The following is a 21,851-nucleotide window of genomic DNA, read 5'->3' as shown; positions in this document are numbered from 1 at the left end:
TTTTATTCAGGAATCGTGAGTTCCGTCATTGGCCAACGTGGTGTTGTCGTTACTGCCAAACCATCATGTTGGCCTGCTTTTAAACGTTGATAACCAGCAAAAGCAATCATTGCACCATTATCAGTACATAAGGCAGGTTCAGCATAGTAAACTTGTGCCTTAATTTTAGCCAATGAAGTTTCCAACTGTTCACGTAATCGTAAATTTGCGCTTACGCCACCTGCGATAACTAAACGTTTCAGTCCAGTTTGCTTTAGAGCTTTTACTGATTTTTTTACTAAGGTATCTACAATTGCTTCTTGGAATGAAGCTGCAATATCCGCGTCTCGGTTTTCACCATTCAATTTTTTTAGTTGAACTGAAACTGCTGTTTTCAAACCACTAAAAGAAAAATCTAAACCTTGGTGAAGCATTGGTCGCGGAAATTCAAATGCTGATGGATTACCACTTAAAGCTAATTTTGCAATATTGGGACCGCCTGGGTATGGCAAGCTCATCATTTTTGCAACTTTATCAAAAGCTTCTCCAGCTGCATCATCAATAGACTCACCCAAGAGTTCATATTGACCAATACCGTGAGCTGCCATTAATTGTGTATGTCCACCTGAAACTAGCAATGCAACAAATGGAAATTCGGGTGGCTGACTTGAAAGTAGAGGTGCCAACATGTGCCCCTCCATATGATGAACACCAATTGCAGGTTTATTTAAAGAAAAAGCTAAAGTTCTTCCAAATAAAGCCCCTGTCATTAAGGCTCCCATTAAGCCAGGACCACGCGTATAAGCAACTGCATCAATCTCTTGTTTTTTTATTCCACTTTGTTCAAGCAGTTGATTCATTAAAGGAATTAATTTACGAACATGGTCACGAGAAGCAAGTTCAGGTACTACTCCACCATATTCGGCATGAAGTTTAATCTGGCTATAAAGAACCTGTCCCCGCAAGCCGAGTTCGCTATCATAAAGTGCCAACCCTGTTTCATCACAAGAAGTTTCCAAGCCTAAAACAATCATCAAAACTGCCTTTTATATGAGTCAAAATATTGCAATCGCTATTATAGACTTGTGATATGAGTTGTAAATGAGTAAAATACTGACCTTCACTTGTGATCCGGCACAATAGTGTGCTTGATCTTATCCATAATCTAGAGGATTTTACATGCCACAAGTTAAGTTGAAAGAAGGCGAACCAGTTGACGTAGCTATCCGTCGTTTCAAACGTTCATGCGAAAAAGCTGGTGTTTTAGCTGACGTTCGTAAACGCGAATTCTACGAAAAACCAACTCAAGAACGTAAGCGTAAAAAAGCTGCTGCAGTTAAACGCTACCAAAAGAAATTGGCTCGCGAATCTGTACGTACTACTCGCCTTTACTAATTAATTTGTGATTGACTGCTGAATTATGACTACTTTAAAAAACCAAATTACTGATGCATTAAAAACTTCTATGCGTGCCAAAGATATGGCAACAGTGACGGTTTTGCGTAGTCTACAAGCAGCAATTAAGCAAATCGAAGTCGATGAGCGCATAGAGCTTGGCGACGCTCAGGTTCTTGCGGTCATTGAAAAGCAAATTAAACAACGTAAAGAATCGATCAAAGCCTTTGAAGGTGCTGGTCGTGATGATTTAGCTAGTAAAGAACAAGCCGAAGCTGAGATTTTATCTCAGTTTCTACCAGAAGCTATGACTGAGGAAGAGCTTGATTCTCTCATTGAGCAAACGATTTCTGCTCAAGAAGCAACTAGCATGAAAGATATGGGTAAGGTGATGAATTCTCTACGTCCGATCATAGCCGGGCGTGCCGATCCTTCTATCGTTTCAGCAAAAATTAAAGCTAAATTAGCTTAATTTCCTCTCTTAAATTTTATATTCCTTCAAACCAAAATTCCTTTTAGTTTGTGCATATTTGCATATCTGAAAATTTTAAAAGATATATTTTTAGATTTTCATTCGTCGCTCATCTTGCATTTGTTTTAATCTACTGTCTATTCTAGCCGACATTGCTTGATTGTCTTTTGCCAATCGCTGAGCATGCAACATCGATTTAATTGCATTCTCTTCACTCCCTGACCAATATTCAGCTTCCGCCCGATAGCGTAAAACGTTGACTGCTCTCAAAGGCGCTGCTTTATCCAAATTCGCAGCTTGCTGTAAAAATTGCCAACCTTGTATATCTCTTGGGTTTTTATTAATAAATCGCTGAACAAGCGTTTGAACTTGTGAAAATTTTCCTTGACGTAATAGCACTTCAGCCAATTTATAGCTGAAAGCTCTATTTTCAGGCATAGTCATTTGTGTAGAAGCAATTGAAGTATAGGCTTGATCCAGCTTGTTTTGCCCTAGATAAATATCTGTCTGCAATAGCGCAACAAGAGGTTTTCCGCTAGATTTGGCTTGATCTAAGGTAGACTGTGCCTGTGCATAATCACCCTGTTTTACGTAAAAAGCTGCCAAAGCAATAAGACCAGCAATATTTTTTTGAGAGGCCAAACTCTGTAGTTGATTTTCAGTAGCCTGATTTGAAACCACCATTGTGTACCATTTTAAAATTTCAAAATCGGCATCATATATACGATTTTTGACTTTAGGCATCTGGTTCGCACGAAGTCGAGCTTCACTCATACGCTCAGTCGTCAATGGATGAGTCAGCCAAAAATCTGGTAAAAAACTTACCCGACTCGTCGCACGGTGCATTGTTTCAAAATAGTCTGCCATACTTTGAGGGTTATAACCCGCTGCATACATATATTGCATGCCAATACGGTCTGCTTCACGTTCCTGATTTCGACTATATGTTAACTGGCTATCCATTAGTGCAGCCTGTGTTCCCAACATCACTGCTGCCCCAGCATCTCCACCGCCCTGTGCAGCGATTGCCACGCCCGCCAAAAGCCCAGCCAAACTTAATAAAGTTTGCCCCTTAAAGGCTTCCTCTGAACGACTAAAATGCCTTTGAGATACGTGTGCAATTTCATGCGCCATAACCCCAGCAATTTCATCAATATTGCGAGCTGAAGCAATAAGGCCAGTATTAAGCGCGAATAAACCACCCGGAACAGCAAATGCATTAATTTGTGGATCTTTAATTACAACTAGACCAATAGGCTGACCAAGTTGAGTCTCACTCAAAATACTTGAAAATACTTGGAAAAATTGGTCTTCGAGCCAGATATCTTGGAGAACTGGCATTTGTTTATGAACTTCACGGAAAACTTTTTCACCAATAAATTTTTCTTTTTGTTGATCAAGCAAGCCTATCCCACTTCCAATATTGGGAATTTCCACCTGATTCGCAGATGACCGAGGGTCGAAAGACTGTGCATACGCAGCATTTGCTATAAAAGTCGCACTTAAAATAACTGGCAAAAATCTCAAAAGTTTTTCTCTATTAAAATTAAACCATAAAAAAAGCCTACTGATGTAAACCATAAAAAATGATGTTCAATCAATAGACTTTTACTATATCACTCGAAATCGACTAGTTTTGCAATGAAGTGTTATTAATCACTTATACAAAGTTTGGGTTTACCAAATATCTAGGAGTTTTATTCTCTAGAGCATCAACCAGATTTTTATAGGCAAGATTTGCCATTTTCTTACGGGTTTCAGCAGTAGCTGAACCTACATGAGGTAAAGTGACCACGTTTGGCAGTTTAAAAAGTGCTGAATCTTGTAAAGGTTCTTTTTCATACACATCTAAGCCAGCAGCAAAGATTTGATTTTGTTGTAAAGCCTCTATCAAAGCCTGCTCATCAACTACCGAACCGCGCGCAATATTAATAAAAATAGCGTGTTTTTGCATAAGCTCAAATTGAGCTTTGCCCATTAAAGCTTTCGATTCGTTATTTAAATCAACTGCGGTTACTACAAAATCGGACTGCTGTAGCAATTGATCCAAACCAAGATATTGTGCGTTTAACGGCTCAGCTAATTCAGGCTTTTCACGACGATTATGGTAAACAATATTCATGTTAAATCCATAAAAACCACGCCGAGCAATTGCAGCCCCAATATTGCCAAGTCCAATAATTCCCAATGTTTTCCCAAAAATATCTAAACCGAATTGCTGAGGCCCTACAGTTCTTTTCCATTCACCTTGTTTAGTCCAATGATCAAGAAAAGGAACTTTTCTAGCAGCGCTTAGTAATAATGTAAAAGCAAGATCAGCTGTTGTTTCTGTTAAAACATGAGGCGTATTTGATAACCAGATTTTTCTTTGATTTAAATAAGCCAGATCATAATTGTCATAGCCCACCGTTACAGATGAAATAATCTTTAGTTTTTGGGCTGGTGCAAGGTTACTTTCATTCAGTAACCGTCCTGCACCAATCATCCCGTCAGCATCTACAACGTGTTGTCGTATTTGTTCATTAATATCACCCAGTTTTGGGTTAAGAACTACAACATGATAATTCTGTTGTAATCGAGACAAAATTTCTTCATCAATTTGGCTAAATACTACAACTTTTTTCATGTAAATCCCTACTACTCGTTGTTATCTTGCATTAATTTCCATAACCTTTTTTTAAGGAGTGGTTTCTCCAGCATTTCTTTTAAACTTGCTAAATGAATAATATTGGCATGTTGAATATAAGAACAGTCACCAAGACACAATATCTTTTTCTCTGCTGCGACAGCATCTAAAAAGCCTTGTATATATGAACCAGCGCCCCGCTGATCTTGATAAGTCGCTAAAGGGAAAGGCCATTTTAATTCAGCATACTGCCCTATTTTTGCTTTTTGTATGTTGCTCCAAAGCTGTTTTTCTTCTTCGCTTAAATTCGTAACATCTAAAAAAATAACACATTTTTCAAGAGAAAAAGCCTGCAACTCAAATGATGCAATCTTAATTACAGGTGCTTGCACTTCATTGTGAGGTGCTATAACAGGCTGAACATCTATTGAGACTGGCGCCACAATTTCAGGTTCAATTTTTGGAATCTCGTTGATTTGTGGCTTTGTAGACTGCTCTAGAACGACTGGTTCTACAGAAGGCAATATAATCGGTTCAGGTTGTTCAACAACATGATCTCGCCAAAGGCTTTGAGCATTATTTTTTTGGCACACCTGTATCTTAGGAATCCATAAATCAATTCCTAAAGTTGCCAATATATTTCTTTGCTGCCCAATCATGTTTGAATCAATACCTCTACTCAATCTACATTCTAACGGGCTTCAGTTTTTTTTTCAGTGTTTTATTTCGTTCAGCTGTTTTTATAATCGTAGATGTCTTTTAAATAATCATAACACTATTTCTTTTTTGCATTTGCTCAACAATTTCTTCTGTCTCAAAGCCAAAACGCCAATAAAGTAATTCAAGTACATCCAACTCATCTTGAGTAATGATGCGATCGCTCCACAAGCACATTTCCGCAATCGCTAAAATACTCAGACGGTCACGTAATAATAATCCCGCAATATCATTTAAAATTTCAGCAAGATCTAAAGGCTCATCCGAAATTTCATCATAAATATTCATTTCATCAGGATTGAGCAGAGAACGTAAAATACGATCACGGACTTCTAACTGATTTGGGCTGTTAATTTGTTGAACATGAAGTAAAGCATCAACCAAGCGAACAATTTGGGGTTTTACTTCTTCAAATGCAGTTGGTAAATGCAGCGGCATCAAATTCAGTTCATATTTAACCCGTTCTAACAAAAGTGCATCCAGCAATCCAATCTCGCCATCTTCTTGAATAATGAGCGCTAGTTTTGTGAGAAATTGCCGCGCAATGCTTGCCGGCATATGTCCAATGTTTTTACAGGCATCATGGAATATCTGAATATGAATACGACCATCCAGATTTAATAAAGCATCGATAATGGCATGGCTAACTGGCGCATCTTTAGGGATGAATTCTCGATATTGACGAATCATCAAAATAGCCACCATTACTTCACGTGACCCTGTAGCTGTTTGTAGCGCACGCTGAATTAACTCAGGGCGCTTTTTATTGCGACGCACATCACTACTAAGGGGCTTAATCGCATCATTTAGTGCAAAACTAATAGGCGACAATCTTAATAAAGGTAGCGGCTGTGGAGATGACCATGGAATATAAATCTCTTTCTCAGATTCCTCTAAAAAATGAAATAAGCTAAATAACGGACGGTTACGTAGTTTTTTCAAATTTTCTAATTGTAAATCTTGAAGCAAAGTCGGGTTTAATTCATAAATGCGTTCACGAATACTCGGATGAATATTCATCCAGCTTTGAGGGCTTAGTGAGTTTGCAAAACACATATGTGCGATTGATTCTGAATAAGCACTATGAATTTGAGAACCGGAATGATGAACATAAATACGCAATAAAGTCTGGGTATTCGCACTATTTTTTAATAATCGTACTGTTTTTTGGTCATTACGAAATGTGCGACCACTCAAAGTTAAGTATTTAATAAATCGGGTAATCAATACACCAAGGCTACCCGCCAACCAAATTACACCACCCACCGCAACAAAGACGGTTTCAAACTTATGCTTATAACCTGGGCTATAACGTTTAAAACCCTGTTTCGCTAATTTACTACCCCACTGACTAAAGGTTGTTAAACCACTATATAAAATCTTTAATTTAGTGTTTTCAACTGCCTCCCCCGATAAAATCTGATTAAACTCATGGCCCAACAAGCCATATAGTTCAAGTTTATCCAGATTCTGCAAGGCTCCCCATGTCAGAATAATCACAATATCTTTAGGGTGAAAACCTGCTGTGAGTGCATTGACCCCGACTTCATCAGGTAAAACATACAAGGTTGGAACTTTTAGTGAGAAATTCTGCGCCAAATTTTCTGTAATTTTTAATGCTGCAAGTTCTTCTGGAGTACTTTCTTCTTTCACCAAACGACGTGCTTTAAGTTGTTTTGCTAAAGAATGCCCACCTTTACGCAAGATATAAAGTTCGGTAACTACCGACCAAACCATAATAAAAAGTAATAGTGCGACAAAATAAGGACTTAAAGTGTGCCACCAAATGGGCTGACTATAATCAAAAAAATGGACGAGCAAACCTAAAATTAAATTTAAAATAAAAATAGTAAGCAGCACAGCAACCAAACACATAGTGATGGACCATGCCATATTCTTATTTTCGATTAGATAGTGGCTTACTTCTTTCAATGTAAATAATCCCAATTACATTGTTAGGTTTCATCATAAAAGAAAAAAGCGGGAAACACCCGCTTTTTTCAGCTATTCCTATTCTTCTTTAATGCCTGTTAGATCTACAGAAGCTGCATCAACATTCACATCAATGTAACCATCTTTTTTCTTTTTAGCAGAATCATTACGCTTCTGCTCCAAATTATTTAGATAAGCACCATCAATATCACCTGTTACATAGATTCCATCAAATACAGAGCAATCAAACTCAGTTAGATCAGGCACTTTGCTCGTACGTACAGCATTTTTTAAGTCTTCCAATTCTTGGAAAACCAAACGATCCGCACCAATAATTTCTTGGATCTCTTCTACGCTGCGTTCTGAAGCAATTAGCTCAGTTTTAGCAGGCATATCAATACCGTAAACGTTTGGATACATAACCTGAGGTGCAGCTGATGCAAAGTATACTTTTTTTGCACCAGAATCACGTGCCATCTGGATGATTTCGTTACAGGTAGTACCACGAACAATTGAGTCATCAACTAATAAAACGTTCTTGCCTTTAAATTCCAACTCAACAGGGTTTAATTTCTGACGTACAGATTTTTTACGCTGTTGCTGACCTGGCATAATGAAGGTACGACCGATATAACGGTTTTTCATAAAACCTTCACGGAACTTAACACCTAGAATATTTGCAAGTTCTAATGCTGAAGTACGGCTCGTATCTGGAATTGGAATAACCACATCAATATCGTGGTCTTCACCCCAGTCACGTAAAATTTTATGAGCAAGCTTTTCACCCATTTTTAAACGGGCTTTATAAACTGAAATTCCGTCAATGATGGCATCAGGGCGTGCAAAATAAACATATTCAAAAATACATGGGCGGTATTTTGGATTAGCTGCACATTGTCTTGTGAACAATTCACCATCAGCAGTGATAAAAATTGCTTCACCAGGTTCAATGTCACGCTCAATTTTAAAACCAAGCGCTGTAATAGCAACTGATTCAGAAGCGATGATGTATTCCATCTCGCCTTGTTCAGTCATACGTGAACCATAAATGAGTGGGCGGATACCGTTTGGATCGCGGAAACCAACCAAACCATGGCCGGTAATCATCGCCACTACACCATATGCACCTAGACAGCGCTCGTGTACACGAGTAACCGTATGGAAAATATCATCTGGTGTAGGATTTAAAGTACCGTTCTTCTGCAACTCATGTGCAAATACGTTCAAAAGAACTTCTGAGTCCGAATCTGTATTCATATGACGTAAATCTGTTTTAAACAGGTCATCATGAATATCTTCAGCATTGGTTAAATTACCATTATGTGCAAGCGTAATACCGTAAGGTGAGTTCACATAAAATGGTTGTGCTTCAGCACTGCTAGCAGAACCAGCAGTTGGGTAACGTACATGGCCAATACCATAATTACCAAGTAATGCTCTCATATGACGAGTATGAAAAACATCACGCACCATACCGTTATCCTTACGAAGGAAAAGACGGCCTTCATGGCAGGTTACTATTCCAGCTGCATCTTGCCCACGATGTTGCAACATCGTTAAAGCATCAAACAACATTTGGTTCACTGGCGATTTACCGGCTATACCAACAACTCCACACATAGCAACCTCGCAGACAAGCTAGGAATTAATAAAAAGGATTCTTTGTCGAATGGTCGGATCGGTTTTCTAAATCTTCCGATTCGCCCATTGGTTTTGAAGGCGTGCTTGATGCACTACCTCCAGATGTTATTTGATGAAATGCCTCACTTGCTGCATCTTTAGACAATTCGGTAGCTAAAGGCGCATAAGGCAGTAAAAATTGTATAAGTTTGGACTGTTTCCAGTGTGGTGAACTTTCAACCCAAGGCCCTACGCCCTGCATTGTAATCAACACAACCAACAAGCCTTTTAAAGAACCAAAAGCACCACCCGCTAAACGATTTAATGGCCCCAATTTCAGACTTTTCAAGAGGCCATTTAAAAATGCAGTGACGATCCATGTTAAAACAATGATCATAAGTGCGATAAATGCGAAAGCTGCAATTTTTTGAACAACCGGATCATGACTTAAACTTGACATGGACGGCGCAAGAAGGACAGCATATTTTGCACCCATAATTAATGCAATGATCCATCCTACCAAGTTCGCAAAGGCTTTGATAAATCCTTGTCGCAAACCGTTTAGCCCCCCAATGAGCAAAAGTATCAGAATAATGATATCAATTGTGTTCATATTCACTTAAGTCATGGCTGCAACACATTGTTTTACTAATATAGGACCGGTATAAATCAATCCGCTATAGATCTGTACTAGTGTTGCTCCAGCTTGCTGTTTGGCTACTGCTTGTTCACCCGACAAAATTCCACCCACGCCAATTAACGGGATTTGTCCTTTTAACGTTTGGGCAAATAAACGTAAGCATTCGGTACTTTTTTCAAAAACAGGCGCACCTGATAAGCCACCCGACTCATTACCATAAGGAAGATTCTCTACACCTTCTCTAGATAAAGTCGTATTGGTAACGATTAAACCATCAATTTTAAATTGCAATAATTGCGCTGCAATAAACTCAACATCTTCTGCTGTTAAATCAGGCGCAACTTTTAAAACTAAAGGAACATAATGGTTATATTGCTCGGCAAGCTCAAGTTGTCTTTCTTTTAAGGTTTGCAATAATTCAGTTAATGCATCACCACTTTGTAAACTTCTTAAGTTCTTAGTATTTGGAGATGAGATATTAACGGTAATATAAGAAGCGTAGTTATAAACTTTCTCAAGGCAAATCAGGTAATCATCAACAGCCTTTTCTACAGGCGTATCTGCATTCTTACCAATATTGATACCTAGAATTCCTTTAAATTTTGAAGCTTTGACATTCTCAACAAGTTTATCAACACCATCATTATTAAAACCCATGCGGTTAATAATGGCTTTCGCTTCAGGAATACGGAACAATCGTGGTTGTGGATTACCCGACTGAGGACGAGGTGTAATTGTTCCAATTTCAATAAAACCGAAACCCAGTCCGGCTAAAGAATCAATATGTGCACCATTCTTATCAAGTCCAGCCGCTAAACCTACCGGATTTGGAAATTCAATTCCCATACAGGTTGTCGGTTTTGATTCTACGCTCTGGCGCAGCAGGCCGAACTTATGTGCTTTATCAAGCATAGATAATGTTAATTCATGGGCACGCTCTGGTGCTAAACTAAACAACATCGGGCGAGCAAGTGAATATAACATACCAATCACAGTCTACTGATTTTAGGTAGGCATATTATAGGCACAGGTAGCACAAAACACCATGCTTAAGAACAGCATATTTTAATATGTTATTGAACCGTCGCTGTTAATTTAATCTGCCCATCACTTGAAACCATTTCCATTTTTTCAATACTTAAGCCCATTTGCGCAAGTTGGGTTAAAAAGTTCGCTAAAATTGCATAATTCTGATGAGTAACAATAATTTGTAACTGCTCACCATTTTGTTGAGAAGAGACTGTTAAGCCTTGTTGCTGAGCTACTCGTTGTATTTTTTCCGATTGGCCTAATTCAAGCTCATTCGCTGGTTTCATGGTAACTGCATTGCTCTGCATCCATACCATTAAATCTTTTAAATCATTTAACCGTTGTTGCTGTTGTTCTGCCAAGGAATGCATTTTCCAAAGTGAAGCACCCACAATGGCAAACACAACAAAAATTGTAGTAAAGACCACCATAACCCGCTCACGTACAGTTAAACGATCTAAATATTGAGTGACTTGTTCAATCCACTTGTCAAAGCGGTTTTGCAATTGAGTTATCATTTTCATTATTGTATTTTCACCACCCCAATTGCCCCACCACCATCGGCTTGAACATTACCCAATTCAGCTTTGAATCCCTGCTGGTTAAGTTGTTGTGTTAAAGCTTGCAAATCATCTGCTGACTTTGCTTTTAATGCCATAGTTAGTGTTGAAGCATCATAAGCTAACTGCTGAGCTAAAATTTGTCTTTGCATTAAAATAGGACCAACACGGCTCAATAAAGAAAGTGCTTGTGTATCACCTTGCTTACTCATGCGTAAATGACTTTCAAATTGGCTTTTTATATTTTGCTCATTTACCCGACTTGAAGGACCAAACCAATATTTATATTGCTCGACCGTCTGTTCGGCGGTTTGATTAGCCACATTTCTTAATTTTACCCAACGCAATAAATCATAACTAAACTGAACCACTATAATTGCTAAAACAATAGCGGCACACGCTTTCCAATAACCAGAAACCGTATGCTCTTGCCCTTTGGCTTTAGGTAGAACATTAAAAGGATGCTGTTTAGGTTTATCTAAACCCTGAAATTGATAGATAAATTCAGAATGATGCTCGGCATCCGATGCTGCCACCAAACTTTCGAGTTGCTCTGTTGTTAAACCACTATATTGATAATGCGTTTCGACTGATTGAAACTCTAAAAATAATGCTAAATCATCTAGTGAATTACCCACCCATTTACTTTCACGCACAAGTAATTTCTGGTCAATATTACATAAGACCACTTGCTGCTCTTGAGGTTCCGGTAAAATTAGAAAGTCTGGCAATAAAGCAACGAGTTTAATAGGCAGTAAAGCCATTGCATGCTGCCATGTTTCAACTGTTGTTTTTGCCACTCCCAATACAGTTAATTGATCAGCATGAAAATGATGCACCACTTTCATATGATCAATAGGCAAAGTTACAAACTCTTCAAGCAAATATTTAACACCATCTGCCCCTAGTTGCTTGTAATGAGACTTTGCCATGTGCTGTTGGAGTACCTGAGCATGGCGACTAGGGAAAAAGATGACAGCTTCTTTTCCTTGATGTAATTGCAGGTCTTGTATTAATTGATCAAGACTTGCTGCCTGCAACCAGTTTTCTCCGTTAGACCAATGCCATATTCCATTGGTTTCAGGCATCCATAAATACAGCATAATGGGCTAAATGACCTTTTTAATTATATTGTGGGTATAAAACTATTTTTTTGTGTTGATAAACCAGTTGCAATAACAGCCTGATCATAAATTCGAGCTTCGGCAAGTGCAAATGGATTAAAGTTTTCATGAGTCAGCAGTTCAGCAATATGCCCTACCACGTTCATATGACACACGACGACAATTGACTCATAAGGAACCTGAGACAACCACTCAACTGCTTCTTTCGCATTATCATCTGGTTTAATTTTATCGCATAACAACACAGGAACATCTTTAAAATAAGCTTGAATATGCGCCAACGTCTCTTGAGCACGCAATAAAGGACTAACTACAAAAATATCAGGCTTAACAATATCTTTTAAAAATGTTGCTGTCTGTTCAGCTTGAGCATGCCCACGAGCGGTAAGTGGACGCTTAGTGTCATTACCATTCACTGGAGGAGCGGCTTCCCCATGACGAACCAATGTCAGTTGCATAAATATTCCTTGTTAATAATTCTTGCATTATAACCGTAATTTATGACATTTCTTCTTCAGACTTCATGATGAGGTAAAACAAACTCAACATCACTACGGTGTCCATTTTTCATAAGAGATAAAGCAATATTTAAAGGTGGAGCACCCTCAAAAATAACCTCATATAAGGCATTGGTAATAGGCATATATACGTCAAGTTCTTCTGCTTTACCACGCACCTGAACAATCGTATTAATTCCTTCAGCGGTTTGCCCCAACTCTTTACTCGCTTGGTCAAGTGTTTTACCTGACCCCAAAGCATAACCAATCTGATAATTACGGCTTAAAGGACTATTACAGGTTGCAAATAAATCACCAACGCCAGATAAACCTAAGAACGTTAGCGGATTTGCCCCTTGTTTGACTGCAAAACGACTCATTTCGGCCAAGGCGCGCGTTAAAATCATACTCTTGGTGTTTTCACCAATCTTGTAAGCAGCACCAATTCCCATTGCAACTGCATAAATATTTTTAAGTGCGCCCCCTAGTTCAACACCATGCACATCATCACTACCGAAAACTCGGAATAAAGCACTATGAAGAGCATGCTGCACAGCATAACGAACTAACTCAGAATCACTGGCAATAACAGTACCAGATGGCATACCTGCCATAATCTCCTTAGCGAGATTTGGTCCAGATAACACCCCATAAGGAACTTCTGGTAATTCTTCACGAATAATATCGCTCATGAAGCTAAAAGTTTTAGCCTCGACGCCCTTCGTTAGAGAGACAACCGCTTGTGCCGTAATATAAGGAGCAATTTGTTTTAATACATCACGAAATGAATGACTAGGAATTGCCACCAAAATAATATCTCGATCACACACGGCTTGTTCAAGGTCAGACACAGCGCGTAATGATGACTCTAAAACAAAGTCTGGCAAATAACGTTTATTAATATGGGTTTTATTGATTTCTTCTGCTGTTTCGGCATCACGAATCCAGATCATGGTGTCGCAACCATTACGTGCAGCTAAATTGGCCATCGCCGTACCAAAGCTGCCTCCACCTAACACAGTAATACGTAATGCTGTTTTTTTATCAACCGCAACAGGTTCCACTAAATCTGTAAACTTAAATTCAGCCATGCTTTATTATCCTATTTCTTACTTTTGAGGCTCGTTAAGCCTGCCAAACCTTTACAAATTCTTTACTTTCAATCTCTGCACGCGGTGCAATCGCTTTAGCTGCTGTGCCCAAATAAATAATACCTGAAATTAAATCATGTGGTTGCAATCCTAAATGCTGTTTTAACCAATTTGATTCAACAACTGCGCCACTACGCCACATGGTGGAAAAGCCTTGAACTTGTAAAGACAATAAAAGGTTCTGTACGGCAGCCCCTGTACTTAAAATCTGTTCAAAATGCGGAACCTTAGGATGGTCTTGCAATTGCGTAAGCGCTAAAATGAGTAAAGGCGCACGGAAAGGATGTTGCTTAACTCGTTCAAGTTGCGCTGAGTCAGTTTCACCCAAATCAGCCAGTGCTTTTGCTAAAACCTCACCAAATGCAGCACGTTGTTCAGCCTCGATAACGACAAAACGTGTTGGTTTAAGTCTATGATGGTCAGGAGCAGTTAAAGCAGCTTGAAAGGCCAACTCTAATTGATCTGCATTTGGTGCAGGCTCAATCAATTGACCAATAGATTGACGTTGGTGAATATTCTGATGAATTATATGTGTTGCTGAATCCGTCATTAATATTGATCTAACTCAAAAAATTCAAAATAGATTAGCATAATCTACAGATAATCCACCATTGTATCTAGAACATAAAAAACAACGAGCTCATGCTTTGACATATTTTTAAGACAAAACATCAAAACTAATACAACGTCTTCAAAGTCAATTAGAAAACTTGTGTTCAAATAGTGAGATCTTTTGACGATTAACGATATTAGGTGAAACATGAAAAAAATAATTTTAGCGAGTGCGTTGAGCAGTGTTGTTTTATTACTAGGAGCTTGTGCCACTACCCCTAAAAACACCTTGGCAGTTCAAAAAGAAAATAATCAATTTGAAGTCACAGGCATTGGTAAAACAAATCTAATTGCAAAAAATAATGCGATTACTGCCGCTCAAAAAACTTGTTCAAAAAATACTACGCCCGTTGTTGTAGATGAAAAAACAACATACAACGGTGTATTAAAGGATGTAGTAAGCGAGAAAACAGGCCAAATGGTTGAAGCAGCAGCTGGTGTGATTGGCACATTAACTGGTAAAAATGCATCTCTAGCGAAAGATGATGATTATCAAACAACACTTACTTTCTATTGCAAAATTAATTAATCAAAAAAAAATCCCAATCAAATGATTGGGATTTTTTTATTAGCAATAACCCTCTATACGAGTTAATGGCAATTTCTTACCAATTGCTTTTTCAATTTCCGGCAAGTAAAAAGCATCATCTTCTGAAAGAAAACTAATACTTACACCTTGTGACCCAGCACGGCCTGTACGGCCAATACGGTGCACATAGTCGTCTGACTGCTCCGGTAAGGTATAGTTAACCACATGAGATACGCCATCAACATGAATACCACGGCCAGCAACATCAGTTGCGATCATGATGTTATTTTTACCCTGCTTAAACTGGTCTAACATTTTTAACCGTTTATCTTGAGCAATTTCACCTGAAAGCATCCCGACCCGATATCCATCTCTCTTTAAATGGTCATAAAGACGGCGCACTTGATCACGTCGATTAGCAAAAATCATGACTTTATCGATAGGCTCTTCACGCAAAATATCTTGTAGCAAACGATACTTATCTTGCTTAGCTACTACATAAACACGTTGCTCAACATCGTTATTGGTTTTTTGCTCAGGCTCAATTTCAACAGTGATTGGCTCAAACAACCATTGTCTGGCCAAATTAAGCACGTCATAACTAAAAGTAGCCGAGAACATGAGGGTTTGACGTTCTTCCTTACGCGGGGAATAACGCACGATACGTTTTACAGAAGGAATAAAACCCATGTCCAATAAGCGGTCTGCTTCATCAATGACTAAAAATTCAATTTGATCGAGCCAAACTTCTTTTTGTTCTACAAAATCAATTAGACGCCCAGGCGTGGCAACCATGATATCGACAAAATTAGCATCTAGCTGTTTCTTTTGCTTATCAAAATCTACACCACCTAACAATGTCACGACGTGTAAATCTGAAAATTTTGTGAGTAACTTTGCATCGCTTTCAATTTGCAATGCCAATTCACGAGTAGGCGCCAAAATCAAGGCACGTGGCTCACCACGAAAGCGCTGCTCTTGAATCGGGTTATGTAACAAGTCATTAATTACACTAATCAGGAAAGCAGCAGTTTTACCTGTTCCTGTTTGTGCTCTACCAATTGCATCATGCCCGCCCAACGTATATTTTAAAACCTTTTGCTGAATCGGGGTCATTTGCTTAAACCCTAAAGCATCAATCGCCTTTTTAAGTTGCGGATGTAAATTCAAGGTTTCAAAACCAGATGTCATAAATACGTGCTCTAACAAACAATCTCTCTAATGAGAAGATCATTATAAACAAAAACGCCCCAATTCAAAAATTGGAGCGTCCGTGATTCATCAAAAGATGAATTAGTCTAAAGGCTGAACGTTCTCAGCTTGAAAACCTTTTTGACCTTGTACTACACTAAATTCTACGCGTTGGCCGTCACGTAAAGAACGGTGACCGTCACCAACGATTGCACGGAAATGAACGAATACGTCGTCACCGCCGTTACGTTGAATAAAGCCAAAACCTTTAGTGTCGTTAAACCACTTTACTACGCCTTGTTCGCGAGCTGTCATAAGTCAATCCTCAGATGTTGAAAAAAGGACCTTCCGGTGTTGCAAACAGCAGAGCAAACAAGTTTTTAAAATATTTATAATCTTAAAGCTTGTAATCATTCTGTGAAACTATCAACAATTTCCGGTTACATCCATTTGTTATAGGATTTTTAAACCAATTTAAGTGTGTGGTAAATCCTAAAACGGTTCGAGCTTACCACGGGTTTATGACAATTAATAGAATTTTTTTCAATTATTCCCCCTATTTTTAGTCCTTTTTTTAAACAGCTTATTACAATATTTTTTATAGGTAATTGCTTGTTTCTTCTTTTATAAAATGTGCGGTGTTTATAAAAAAATTTGTTAGAATAATCTTTTTAGTTGTTTTGATGATGTATGACCAACACTTCTTCTACTACAGCACTTATTGAAATTAATGCCTTGGGCCAACCTTGTCCGATGCCTTTATTAATGCTTAAACGCGAACTCAAAAAAGTATCGGGTAAACAGCTATTTTTATTAAAATCTTCTGACCCCCATAGTGAAATAGATGTAACTCGTTACTGTGGTTTACATCATTTTATGTGTCAAATCACACATATATCCGAAAGAGAATTTCACTATTTAATTGAAACTCAATAATTCTTTGATAAACTAAAAGATTAGAAATTGCATAAAATTTTACATTTCTCTACCCAATTTTCCTTAATTATGAAGCTGATTCAAACTAAGATGAATTTATTGGTTATCCCATCCGATCCTATAAGGAGAAATCATGAGTGACAGCAGCAATCAATTGATGCCCCTGTCATTGTCTGCGCCCGGTGTAAACCTTGGTGCATATATCAGTACTGTCAATCAGATTCCTATTTTAACGGCCGAGCAAGAAAAAGAACTTGCTGAACGTTATTATTATGACCAAGATCTTGATGCCGCAAAAATGCTGGTAATGTCGCATTTACGTTTCGTCGTTCACATTGCGCGCAGCTATGCAGGTTATGGCCTACCACAAGGCGACCTTATTCAAGAAGGTAATTTAGGCTTAATGAAAGCCGTGAAGCGTTTCGACCCAAATATGGGCGTGCGTCTTGTATCTTTTGCCGTCCACTGGATTAAGGCAGAAATTCACGAATACGTTATCCGCAACTGGCGTATTGTCAAAATTGCAACGACCAAAGCACAGCGTAAATTATTTTTCAATTTACGTAGTTTAAAAAAATCGAGTAAAAAACTAACGCTCGAAGAAGCTCAATCGATTGCGAATGACTTAAATGTAACTGCAGAACAAGTTCTGGAGATGGAAGGTCGTTTAACCGCTTATGATGCTGCTTTCGAAGCTCAAGGTGACGACGACGATGACACCCCACATACTGCACCGGCATTGTATCTTGAAGATAATCGCTATGATCCAGCCCGTTTAGTCGAAAATGAGGACTGGGAAGAGCAAAGTACATCTGCCTTACATAATGCAATGGATCAGTTAGATGACCGTTCGCGTAATATTTTACAACGTCGTTGGTTAGATGATGACAAATCTACTCTCCACGAGTTAGCGGCCGAATATAATGTATCAGCAGAACGTATTCGCCAGCTTGAAAAGAATGCAATGGAAAAAATTAAAATTGCCATGTCTGCAAGCTAAAATAAGTTTAAAAATAAAAGGGCGATTAGCCCTTTTGTTTTATCTGGCTATGTTTAGCCAACCCAATCTATGATAACGTTGCCCTTCATTATTCATTTGCGTTTTTTGTTATGTGGATTGCCATTTCAGCCCTTAATCTTGCCTTTGCAGTCATGTTGGGTGCTTTTGGAGCACATGGTCTTAAAGCTCACGCGAGTCCTGAGCAACTTGTTTGGTGGCATACTGCAACCGACTACTTTTTTTACCATGCTTTAGGTCTCTTAGCACTTGGTATTTTAAGCAAAGTTATCCTTACGTTCCCCATTAAATTGCCATTCATATTGATTCAGATTGGTATTTTATTCTTCTGTGGTTCACTCTATATCATGGCGCTTGGATTACCGAGAATTTTAGGGGCAATTACCCCAATTGGTGGAGCATTTATGATAGCTGGATGGCTCGTTTTGGCTTGGAATGCCCTCAAATACGCAAAATAATTGGAATGTGATCATGCAAATTTATTTAAATGGCGAATTAACGGACACGCCTTGTCAAAACCTAATGCAGCTCATTCAGGCTTTGGCACTTGAAGGAAAAAGATTTGCGGTCGAATACAACCAGCAAATTATTCCAAAAAGCAAATTAGAGCAGATTTCTATCGCTCAACATGACCGTATCGAAATTATTCACGCTGTTGGCGGCGGCTAAGTCGGAGTTATCCATGCAAGACACCCCTCTCATTATTGGTTCACGTTCTTTTCAATCTCGTTTATTGGTAGGAACTGGCAAATATAAAGACTTAAATGAAACAGATTTAGCCATTCAAGCGAGTGGTGCAGAAATCGTTACTGTTGCAATCCGCCGTGTGAATATTGGACAACATCCAGATCAGCCAAATTTACTCTCTGTCATTCCACCAGAAAAGTATACAATTTTGCCAAATACCGCAGGTTGTTTTGATGCTGATAGTGCAATACGTACTTGCATGTTAGCGCGTGAACTTCTAGACGGTCACAACTTGGTAAAACTTGAAGTTTTGGGTGATGAAAAGACATTATATCCAAATGTAACTGAGACTTTAAAAGCGGCACGTACTTTGATTGATGACGGTTTTGAGATTATGGTTTACACCTCTGATGACCCAATCATTGCGCAAGAACTTGAAAGTATGGGCTGTGTTGCGATCATGCCTTTAGGTAGTCTTATTGGTTCAGGTTTAGGTATTTTAAATCCTCACACTATTTCAATTATTAAAGAAAATGCAAAAGTGCCAGTTTTGGTAGATGCAGGCGTTGGTACAGCAAGTGATGCAGCTATTGCAATGGAACTTGGTTGTGACGGTGTGCTGATGAATACAGCAATTGCAGCTGCTCAAAATCCTATTTTGATGGCTTCTGCAATGAAAAAAGCTGTTGAAGCTGGGCGTGAAGCATTTTTAGCAGGTCGTATGCCACGTAAGCGTATGGCAAATGCGAGCTCACCAGAAACAGGTTATTTCTTTAAATAATTTATTTCTAAGGAATCACTGATTTTTCAGTGGTTCCTCTTCCCCCTCATATAACCATTTTTAATTTTCTAAAAGTTTTAAAATCTATATCGCTTTATTCAAATCAACAGATCTACATTCTTATATTTACTTAGGCTATGCCTAATGTCTTCTGTAAATTTTGCTTTGCTCTTAACTCAAAATTCTGTTGAAAATAAGTCGTCTGATAAAGTGGGTCTGACTGATAAAAATGCGCTAGAACTTCTTTTCTTTTGGTTGAATATACTTCTGGATCGACCCAAGCATATTCCTGCTGAATTTGCTGTTCATATTGCATAAAACGTTCTGGAGTTGCTGCCAAAATAGCTAAATCGATATCCAATAAAAATTGTAAATCTAACTCATCAGTCGGTATATGCTTTTGCGTGGCAAGAATCCACTGTTTTATTTTCTGAACCGTATTTACTGGTAAATCTTGAGCCATACATTGCTCAAAAAGCTCAGCACTTTTAAGTTCATTATCTTTAGCTTGTGGGTTATAGATCGCATCGTGGAACCAGAGTGCCAATTCAACCGCATAAGCATCATTCAAATCAGATCGAACTGATTCGAGTAAAGCTAAGCATTCATATAAATGTTGAACAGTATGATAGGCCCGCTGCTTTTCACTATAAGCAGCAATGAGTATATTTAAGATTTTTTGTGGGTCAGAAAAATGATAATGCTGATGCAGCTCAAACCAAACATGTTCCAGTTTTAATAAGTAAAGCTGCATCATCATATATTAACCACGCTCAGGATTATTGCTCATCGCGTTTAAATACTAGCTCTTTTGCTGATGAGTTTTCAGCATCAAAGTAGTATCCATCGGTATTGAACGCTTTAATATCCTCAGCTTTATTTAATTGGTTTTCAATCATAAAACGAGCCATTAAACCGCGTGCTTTTTTCGCATAGAAACTAATGACTTTATATTTGCCATTTTTCTGGTCAAGAAAAACAGGCTTAACAATTTCAGCCTTAATTTTCTTCTCGTTGACCGATTTGTAATATTCATCTGAAGCTAGATTTACAAGTAACTCAGATTTAATTGCCGCTAAGTCTTCGTTAATCTGGTTCGTGATAATTTCACCCCAGAACTCATACAAATTATGGCCCCGTAAATTTTTTAATTTAGTGCCCATCTCAAGACGATAAGGCATCATTAAATCTAAAGGTCGTAATAAACCATATAAGCCAGATAGCATACGTAAATGCTGCTGTGCAAAATCAATATCTTTATCTTTTAAATGATAAGCATCTAAACCCGTATACACATCACCTTTAAACGCATAAATCGCCTGACGAGCATTTGAAAAATCAAATTCGGGCTTCCACTCTCTAAATCGGTCTGCATTTAGTGTGGCAATTTTTTCACTGACACTCATTAAATTGGCAATTTCGGAAGCAGAAAGTTTTCGGCAAACCTCAATTAATTGTGCTGAGTGTTCTAACAAGCGAGGCTGAGTAAACTCATCTATAGGTAACGCTGTTTCATAATCTAAAGTTTTTGCAGGAGAAATTAAAGCAAGCATAGACAACCTGAAAAAATTATTCTTAATCCCAACTATAACAGTAGATATTTTTTAATGCTAACTCGTGTTTTCAATGACGACTATCGGTAAAATAGCATCACGTATTGTTATTTAGCGGTTCTTATATGTCTGAGCAAACTTTCATCCAGGGTCCAGTAGGTAAAATTGAACTTTTCGTTGACCGCCCTGAAGGTGAAATCAAAGGCTTTGCGGTTGTTTGCCATCCGCATCCATTGCAAGGTGGAACCCCTCAACATAAAGTCCCTGCCCTTTTAACCCAAATCTTTAATGAATATGGCTGTATTGTTTATCGCCCTAGTTTCCGTGGCTTAGGCGGCAGTGAAGGTATTCATGATGAAGGCCATGGTGAAACTGAAGATATCTTAGCTGTAATTGAACATGTTCGTAAGCTTCATGAAGGTCTGCCATTTTATGCAGGTGGCTTTAGTTTCGGTTCACATGTTCTGGCAAAATGCTTTGCACAGCTTAATCCTGAATTACGACCTGTACAGTTAATTTTGTGTGGTTTACCAACGGCTACCGTAGTGGGTTTACGCCACTATAAAACTCCAGAAATTCAAGGTGATCTTCTACTCATTCATGGTGAGCAAGATGACATTACCTTGCTTTCAGATGCAATTGCATGGGCGAAACCTCAAAAGCACCCAATTACGATTTTACCGGGCGCTAACCACTTCTTTACAGGCTATTTAAAACAGCTTCGCCAAATCATTACACGCTTTATTATTATGAAATAAGCAGTAGTTTGATGGACATAGATTGAGTCTATGTCCATCATTTC

At 38.4% G+C, this 21,851-nt stretch carries 26 protein-coding genes; 9 read left to right on the top strand and 17 right to left on the bottom strand.

Features of this window, described 5'->3' with window-relative positions; translation table 11 throughout:
- Positions 1 to 2 precede the first annotated feature (2 nt).
- Positions 3 to 1,013 carry a tRNA (adenosine(37)-N6)-threonylcarbamoyltransferase complex transferase subunit TsaD gene (gene tsaD, locus F936_RS06945; protein ID WP_005046145.1) on the bottom strand — a complete coding sequence of 337 codons (1,011 nt, stop codon included), beginning with the start codon at positions 1,011 to 1,013 and terminating at the stop codon, positions 3 to 5.
- A gap of 145 nt (positions 1,014 to 1,158) precedes the next feature.
- On the opposite strand from tsaD, the gene rpsU reads away from it, so the two are divergent.
- Entirely contained in the window at positions 1,159 to 1,374 is a 216-nt protein-coding gene (gene rpsU / locus F936_RS06940; protein ID WP_001136722.1) for a 30S ribosomal protein S21, read from the top strand.
- A 25-nt stretch (positions 1,375 to 1,399) separates the two neighbouring features.
- Entirely contained in the window at positions 1,400 to 1,846 is a 447-nt protein-coding gene (locus tag F936_RS06935; protein WP_003650763.1) for a GatB/YqeY domain-containing protein, read from the top strand.
- 90 nt (positions 1,847 to 1,936) lie between these two features.
- Here F936_RS06935 and F936_RS06930 read toward each other — a convergent pair whose 3' ends face one another.
- The 12 genes from F936_RS06930 to F936_RS06875 all read right to left on the bottom strand — a co-directional run bounded on the left by F936_RS06930 (position 1,937) and on the right by F936_RS06875 (position 14,292).
- Entirely contained in the window at positions 1,937 to 3,364 is a 1,428-nt protein-coding gene (locus tag F936_RS06930) for a M48 family metalloprotease (RefSeq protein ID WP_080595398.1), read from the bottom strand.
- A gap of 142 nt (positions 3,365 to 3,506) precedes the next feature.
- Positions 3,507 to 4,472, bottom strand: coding sequence for a 2-hydroxyacid dehydrogenase (locus F936_RS06925; RefSeq protein WP_005046143.1), 966 nt, complete (start codon positions 4,470 to 4,472; stop codon positions 3,507 to 3,509).
- Positions 4,473 to 4,483: 11 nt separating this feature from the next.
- Complete coding sequence (locus tag F936_RS06920; protein WP_005046142.1) at positions 4,484 to 5,131, bottom strand: hypothetical protein; 648 nt, start codon at positions 5,129 to 5,131, stop codon at positions 4,484 to 4,486.
- Between the two features lie 100 nt (positions 5,132 to 5,231).
- Positions 5,232 to 7,121: a M48 family metalloprotease gene (locus F936_RS06915; protein ID WP_004643441.1), complete on the bottom strand. Its 1,890-nt coding sequence runs from the start codon at positions 7,119 to 7,121 to the stop codon at positions 5,232 to 5,234.
- A gap of 78 nt (positions 7,122 to 7,199) precedes the next feature.
- Positions 7,200 to 8,741 (bottom strand): amidophosphoribosyltransferase, encoded by a 1,542-nt coding sequence (gene purF / locus F936_RS06910; protein ID WP_003650754.1) that lies wholly within the window; start codon positions 8,739 to 8,741, stop codon positions 7,200 to 7,202.
- 25 nt (positions 8,742 to 8,766) lie between these two features.
- Positions 8,767 to 9,354: a CvpA family protein gene (locus tag F936_RS06905; protein WP_005046141.1), complete on the bottom strand. Its 588-nt coding sequence runs from the start codon at positions 9,352 to 9,354 to the stop codon at positions 8,767 to 8,769.
- Between the two features lie 6 nt (positions 9,355 to 9,360).
- Positions 9,361 to 10,365 carry a quinone-dependent dihydroorotate dehydrogenase gene (locus tag F936_RS06900; protein ID WP_004643444.1) on the bottom strand — a complete coding sequence of 335 codons (1,005 nt, stop codon included), beginning with the start codon at positions 10,363 to 10,365 and terminating at the stop codon, positions 9,361 to 9,363.
- Positions 10,366 to 10,454: 89 nt separating this feature from the next.
- Positions 10,455 to 10,934 (bottom strand): type II secretion system protein GspM, encoded by a 480-nt coding sequence (gene gspM / locus F936_RS06895; RefSeq protein WP_005046140.1) that lies wholly within the window; start codon positions 10,932 to 10,934, stop codon positions 10,455 to 10,457.
- The gene (gspL, locus tag F936_RS06890) at positions 10,934 to 12,073 is read right to left on the bottom strand and encodes a type II secretion system protein GspL (RefSeq protein ID WP_005039412.1); all 1,140 of its coding nucleotides are present in this window, start codon (positions 12,071 to 12,073) and stop codon (positions 10,934 to 10,936) included. The genes gspM and gspL overlap by 1 nt, the downstream gene beginning before the upstream one ends.
- Positions 12,074 to 12,096: 23 nt before the next feature.
- On the bottom strand, positions 12,097 to 12,552 hold the full coding sequence (locus tag F936_RS06885) for a SixA phosphatase family protein (protein WP_003650745.1): 456 nt from the start codon (positions 12,550 to 12,552) through the stop codon (positions 12,097 to 12,099).
- Positions 12,553 to 12,608: 56 nt separating this feature from the next.
- The gene (locus F936_RS06880; RefSeq protein WP_004643449.1) at positions 12,609 to 13,682 is read right to left on the bottom strand and encodes an NAD(P)H-dependent glycerol-3-phosphate dehydrogenase; all 1,074 of its coding nucleotides are present in this window, start codon (positions 13,680 to 13,682) and stop codon (positions 12,609 to 12,611) included.
- 34 nt (positions 13,683 to 13,716) lie between these two features.
- On the bottom strand, positions 13,717 to 14,292 hold the full coding sequence (locus F936_RS06875) for a nitroreductase family protein (RefSeq protein ID WP_005046137.1): 576 nt from the start codon (positions 14,290 to 14,292) through the stop codon (positions 13,717 to 13,719).
- Positions 14,293 to 14,502: 210 nt separating this feature from the next.
- Here F936_RS06875 and F936_RS06870 point away from each other — a divergent pair, with 210 nt between their 5' ends.
- The gene (locus tag F936_RS06870; protein ID WP_005046134.1) at positions 14,503 to 14,883 is read left to right on the top strand and encodes a hypothetical protein; all 381 of its coding nucleotides are present in this window, start codon (positions 14,503 to 14,505) and stop codon (positions 14,881 to 14,883) included.
- Between the two features lie 39 nt (positions 14,884 to 14,922).
- Here F936_RS06870 and rhlB read toward each other — a convergent pair whose 3' ends face one another.
- Positions 14,923 to 16,074, bottom strand: a complete 1,152-nt coding sequence (rhlB, locus tag F936_RS06865) for an ATP-dependent RNA helicase RhlB (RefSeq protein WP_003650737.1) — start codon at positions 16,072 to 16,074, stop codon at positions 14,923 to 14,925.
- 102 nt (positions 16,075 to 16,176) lie between these two features.
- Positions 16,177 to 16,389 (bottom strand): cold-shock protein, encoded by a 213-nt coding sequence (locus F936_RS06860; protein ID WP_000126912.1) that lies wholly within the window; start codon positions 16,387 to 16,389, stop codon positions 16,177 to 16,179.
- 375 nt (positions 16,390 to 16,764) lie between these two features.
- Between F936_RS06860 and F936_RS06855 the strand changes: the two genes are divergently transcribed.
- The 5 genes from F936_RS06855 to F936_RS06835 all read left to right on the top strand — a co-directional run bounded on the left by F936_RS06855 (position 16,765) and on the right by F936_RS06835 (position 19,496).
- Positions 16,765 to 17,010, top strand: coding sequence for a sulfurtransferase TusA family protein (locus tag F936_RS06855; RefSeq protein WP_005046132.1), 246 nt, complete (start codon positions 16,765 to 16,767; stop codon positions 17,008 to 17,010).
- A gap of 133 nt (positions 17,011 to 17,143) precedes the next feature.
- Positions 17,144 to 18,010: an RNA polymerase sigma factor RpoH gene (gene rpoH, locus F936_RS06850; RefSeq protein ID WP_003650733.1), complete on the top strand. Its 867-nt coding sequence runs from the start codon at positions 17,144 to 17,146 to the stop codon at positions 18,008 to 18,010.
- Between the two features lie 110 nt (positions 18,011 to 18,120).
- On the top strand, positions 18,121 to 18,486 hold the full coding sequence (locus F936_RS06845) for a DUF423 domain-containing protein (protein ID WP_004643452.1): 366 nt from the start codon (positions 18,121 to 18,123) through the stop codon (positions 18,484 to 18,486).
- Positions 18,487 to 18,499: 13 nt separating this feature from the next.
- Complete coding sequence (thiS, locus tag F936_RS06840; RefSeq protein WP_003650729.1) at positions 18,500 to 18,697, top strand: sulfur carrier protein ThiS; 198 nt, start codon at positions 18,500 to 18,502, stop codon at positions 18,695 to 18,697.
- Positions 18,698 to 18,710: 13 nt separating this feature from the next.
- Complete coding sequence (locus tag F936_RS06835) at positions 18,711 to 19,496, top strand: thiazole synthase (protein WP_003650728.1); 786 nt, start codon at positions 18,711 to 18,713, stop codon at positions 19,494 to 19,496.
- Between the two features lie 130 nt (positions 19,497 to 19,626).
- Here the strand turns inward: F936_RS06835 and F936_RS06830 are convergent, their stop codons facing one another.
- Positions 19,627 to 20,256: an HD domain-containing protein gene (locus F936_RS06830; protein ID WP_005046129.1), complete on the bottom strand. Its 630-nt coding sequence runs from the start codon at positions 20,254 to 20,256 to the stop codon at positions 19,627 to 19,629.
- 19 nt (positions 20,257 to 20,275) lie between these two features.
- Positions 20,276 to 21,049, bottom strand: coding sequence for a peroxide stress protein YaaA (gene yaaA, locus F936_RS06825; protein ID WP_005046127.1), 774 nt, complete (start codon positions 21,047 to 21,049; stop codon positions 20,276 to 20,278).
- Between the two features lie 125 nt (positions 21,050 to 21,174).
- On the opposite strand from yaaA, the gene F936_RS06820 reads away from it, so the two are divergent.
- On the top strand, positions 21,175 to 21,807 hold the full coding sequence (locus F936_RS06820; RefSeq protein ID WP_005046125.1) for an alpha/beta hydrolase: 633 nt from the start codon (positions 21,175 to 21,177) through the stop codon (positions 21,805 to 21,807).
- Positions 21,808 to 21,851 lie beyond the last annotated feature (44 nt).

The sequence above is a fragment of the Acinetobacter calcoaceticus DSM 30006 = CIP 81.8 genome, from assembly GCF_000368965.1.
Lineage (GTDB): Bacteria > Pseudomonadota > Gammaproteobacteria > Pseudomonadales > Moraxellaceae > Acinetobacter > Acinetobacter calcoaceticus.
The sequence above is the reverse complement of the archived record's forward strand: the minus strand, read 5'-3'. Positions and strand labels throughout refer to the sequence as shown.

Coding starts and splice junctions, on each gene's coding strand:
- F936_RS06880 (WP_004643449.1), bottom strand. CDS start 13,682: ATGGCTGAATTTAAGTTTACAGATTTAGTGGAACCTGTTGCGGTTGAT.
- F936_RS06870 (WP_005046134.1), top strand. CDS start 14,503: ATGAAAAAAATAATTTTAGCGAGTGCGTTGAGCAGTGTTGTTTTATTA.
- F936_RS06860 (WP_000126912.1), bottom strand. CDS start 16,389: ATGACAGCTCGCGAACAAGGCGTAGTAAAGTGGTTTAACGACACTAAA.
- purF (WP_003650754.1), bottom strand. CDS start 8,741: ATGTGTGGAGTTGTTGGTATAGCCGGTAAATCGCCAGTGAACCAAATG.
- rpoH (WP_003650733.1), top strand. CDS start 17,144: ATGAGTGACAGCAGCAATCAATTGATGCCCCTGTCATTGTCTGCGCCC.
- F936_RS06885 (WP_003650745.1), bottom strand. CDS start 12,552: ATGCAACTGACATTGGTTCGTCATGGGGAAGCCGCTCCTCCAGTGAAT.
- F936_RS06845 (WP_004643452.1), top strand. CDS start 18,121: ATGTGGATTGCCATTTCAGCCCTTAATCTTGCCTTTGCAGTCATGTTG.
- F936_RS06855 (WP_005046132.1), top strand. CDS start 16,765: ATGACCAACACTTCTTCTACTACAGCACTTATTGAAATTAATGCCTTG.
- gspM (WP_005046140.1), bottom strand. CDS start 10,934: ATGAAAATGATAACTCAATTGCAAAACCGCTTTGACAAGTGGATTGAA.
- F936_RS06905 (WP_005046141.1), bottom strand. CDS start 9,354: ATGAACACAATTGATATCATTATTCTGATACTTTTGCTCATTGGGGGG.
- yaaA (WP_005046127.1), bottom strand. CDS start 21,049: ATGCTTGCTTTAATTTCTCCTGCAAAAACTTTAGATTATGAAACAGCG.
- F936_RS06830 (WP_005046129.1), bottom strand. CDS start 20,256: ATGATGATGCAGCTTTACTTATTAAAACTGGAACATGTTTGGTTTGAG.
- F936_RS06875 (WP_005046137.1), bottom strand. CDS start 14,292: ATGACGGATTCAGCAACACATATAATTCATCAGAATATTCACCAACGT.
- F936_RS06935 (WP_003650763.1), top strand. CDS start 1,400: ATGACTACTTTAAAAAACCAAATTACTGATGCATTAAAAACTTCTATG.
- F936_RS06925 (WP_005046143.1), bottom strand. CDS start 4,472: ATGAAAAAAGTTGTAGTATTTAGCCAAATTGATGAAGAAATTTTGTCT.
- gspL (WP_005039412.1), bottom strand. CDS start 12,073: ATGCTGTATTTATGGATGCCTGAAACCAATGGAATATGGCATTGGTCT.
- rpsU (WP_001136722.1), top strand. CDS start 1,159: ATGCCACAAGTTAAGTTGAAAGAAGGCGAACCAGTTGACGTAGCTATC.
- rhlB (WP_003650737.1), bottom strand. CDS start 16,074: ATGACATCTGGTTTTGAAACCTTGAATTTACATCCGCAACTTAAAAAG.
- F936_RS06820 (WP_005046125.1), top strand. CDS start 21,175: ATGTCTGAGCAAACTTTCATCCAGGGTCCAGTAGGTAAAATTGAACTT.
- F936_RS06835 (WP_003650728.1), top strand. CDS start 18,711: ATGCAAGACACCCCTCTCATTATTGGTTCACGTTCTTTTCAATCTCGT.
- tsaD (WP_005046145.1), bottom strand. CDS start 1,013: ATGATTGTTTTAGGCTTGGAAACTTCTTGTGATGAAACAGGGTTGGCA.
- F936_RS06920 (WP_005046142.1), bottom strand. CDS start 5,131: ATGATTGGGCAGCAAAGAAATATATTGGCAACTTTAGGAATTGATTTA.
- thiS (WP_003650729.1), top strand. CDS start 18,500: ATGCAAATTTATTTAAATGGCGAATTAACGGACACGCCTTGTCAAAAC.
- F936_RS06900 (WP_004643444.1), bottom strand. CDS start 10,365: ATGTTATATTCACTTGCTCGCCCGATGTTGTTTAGTTTAGCACCAGAG.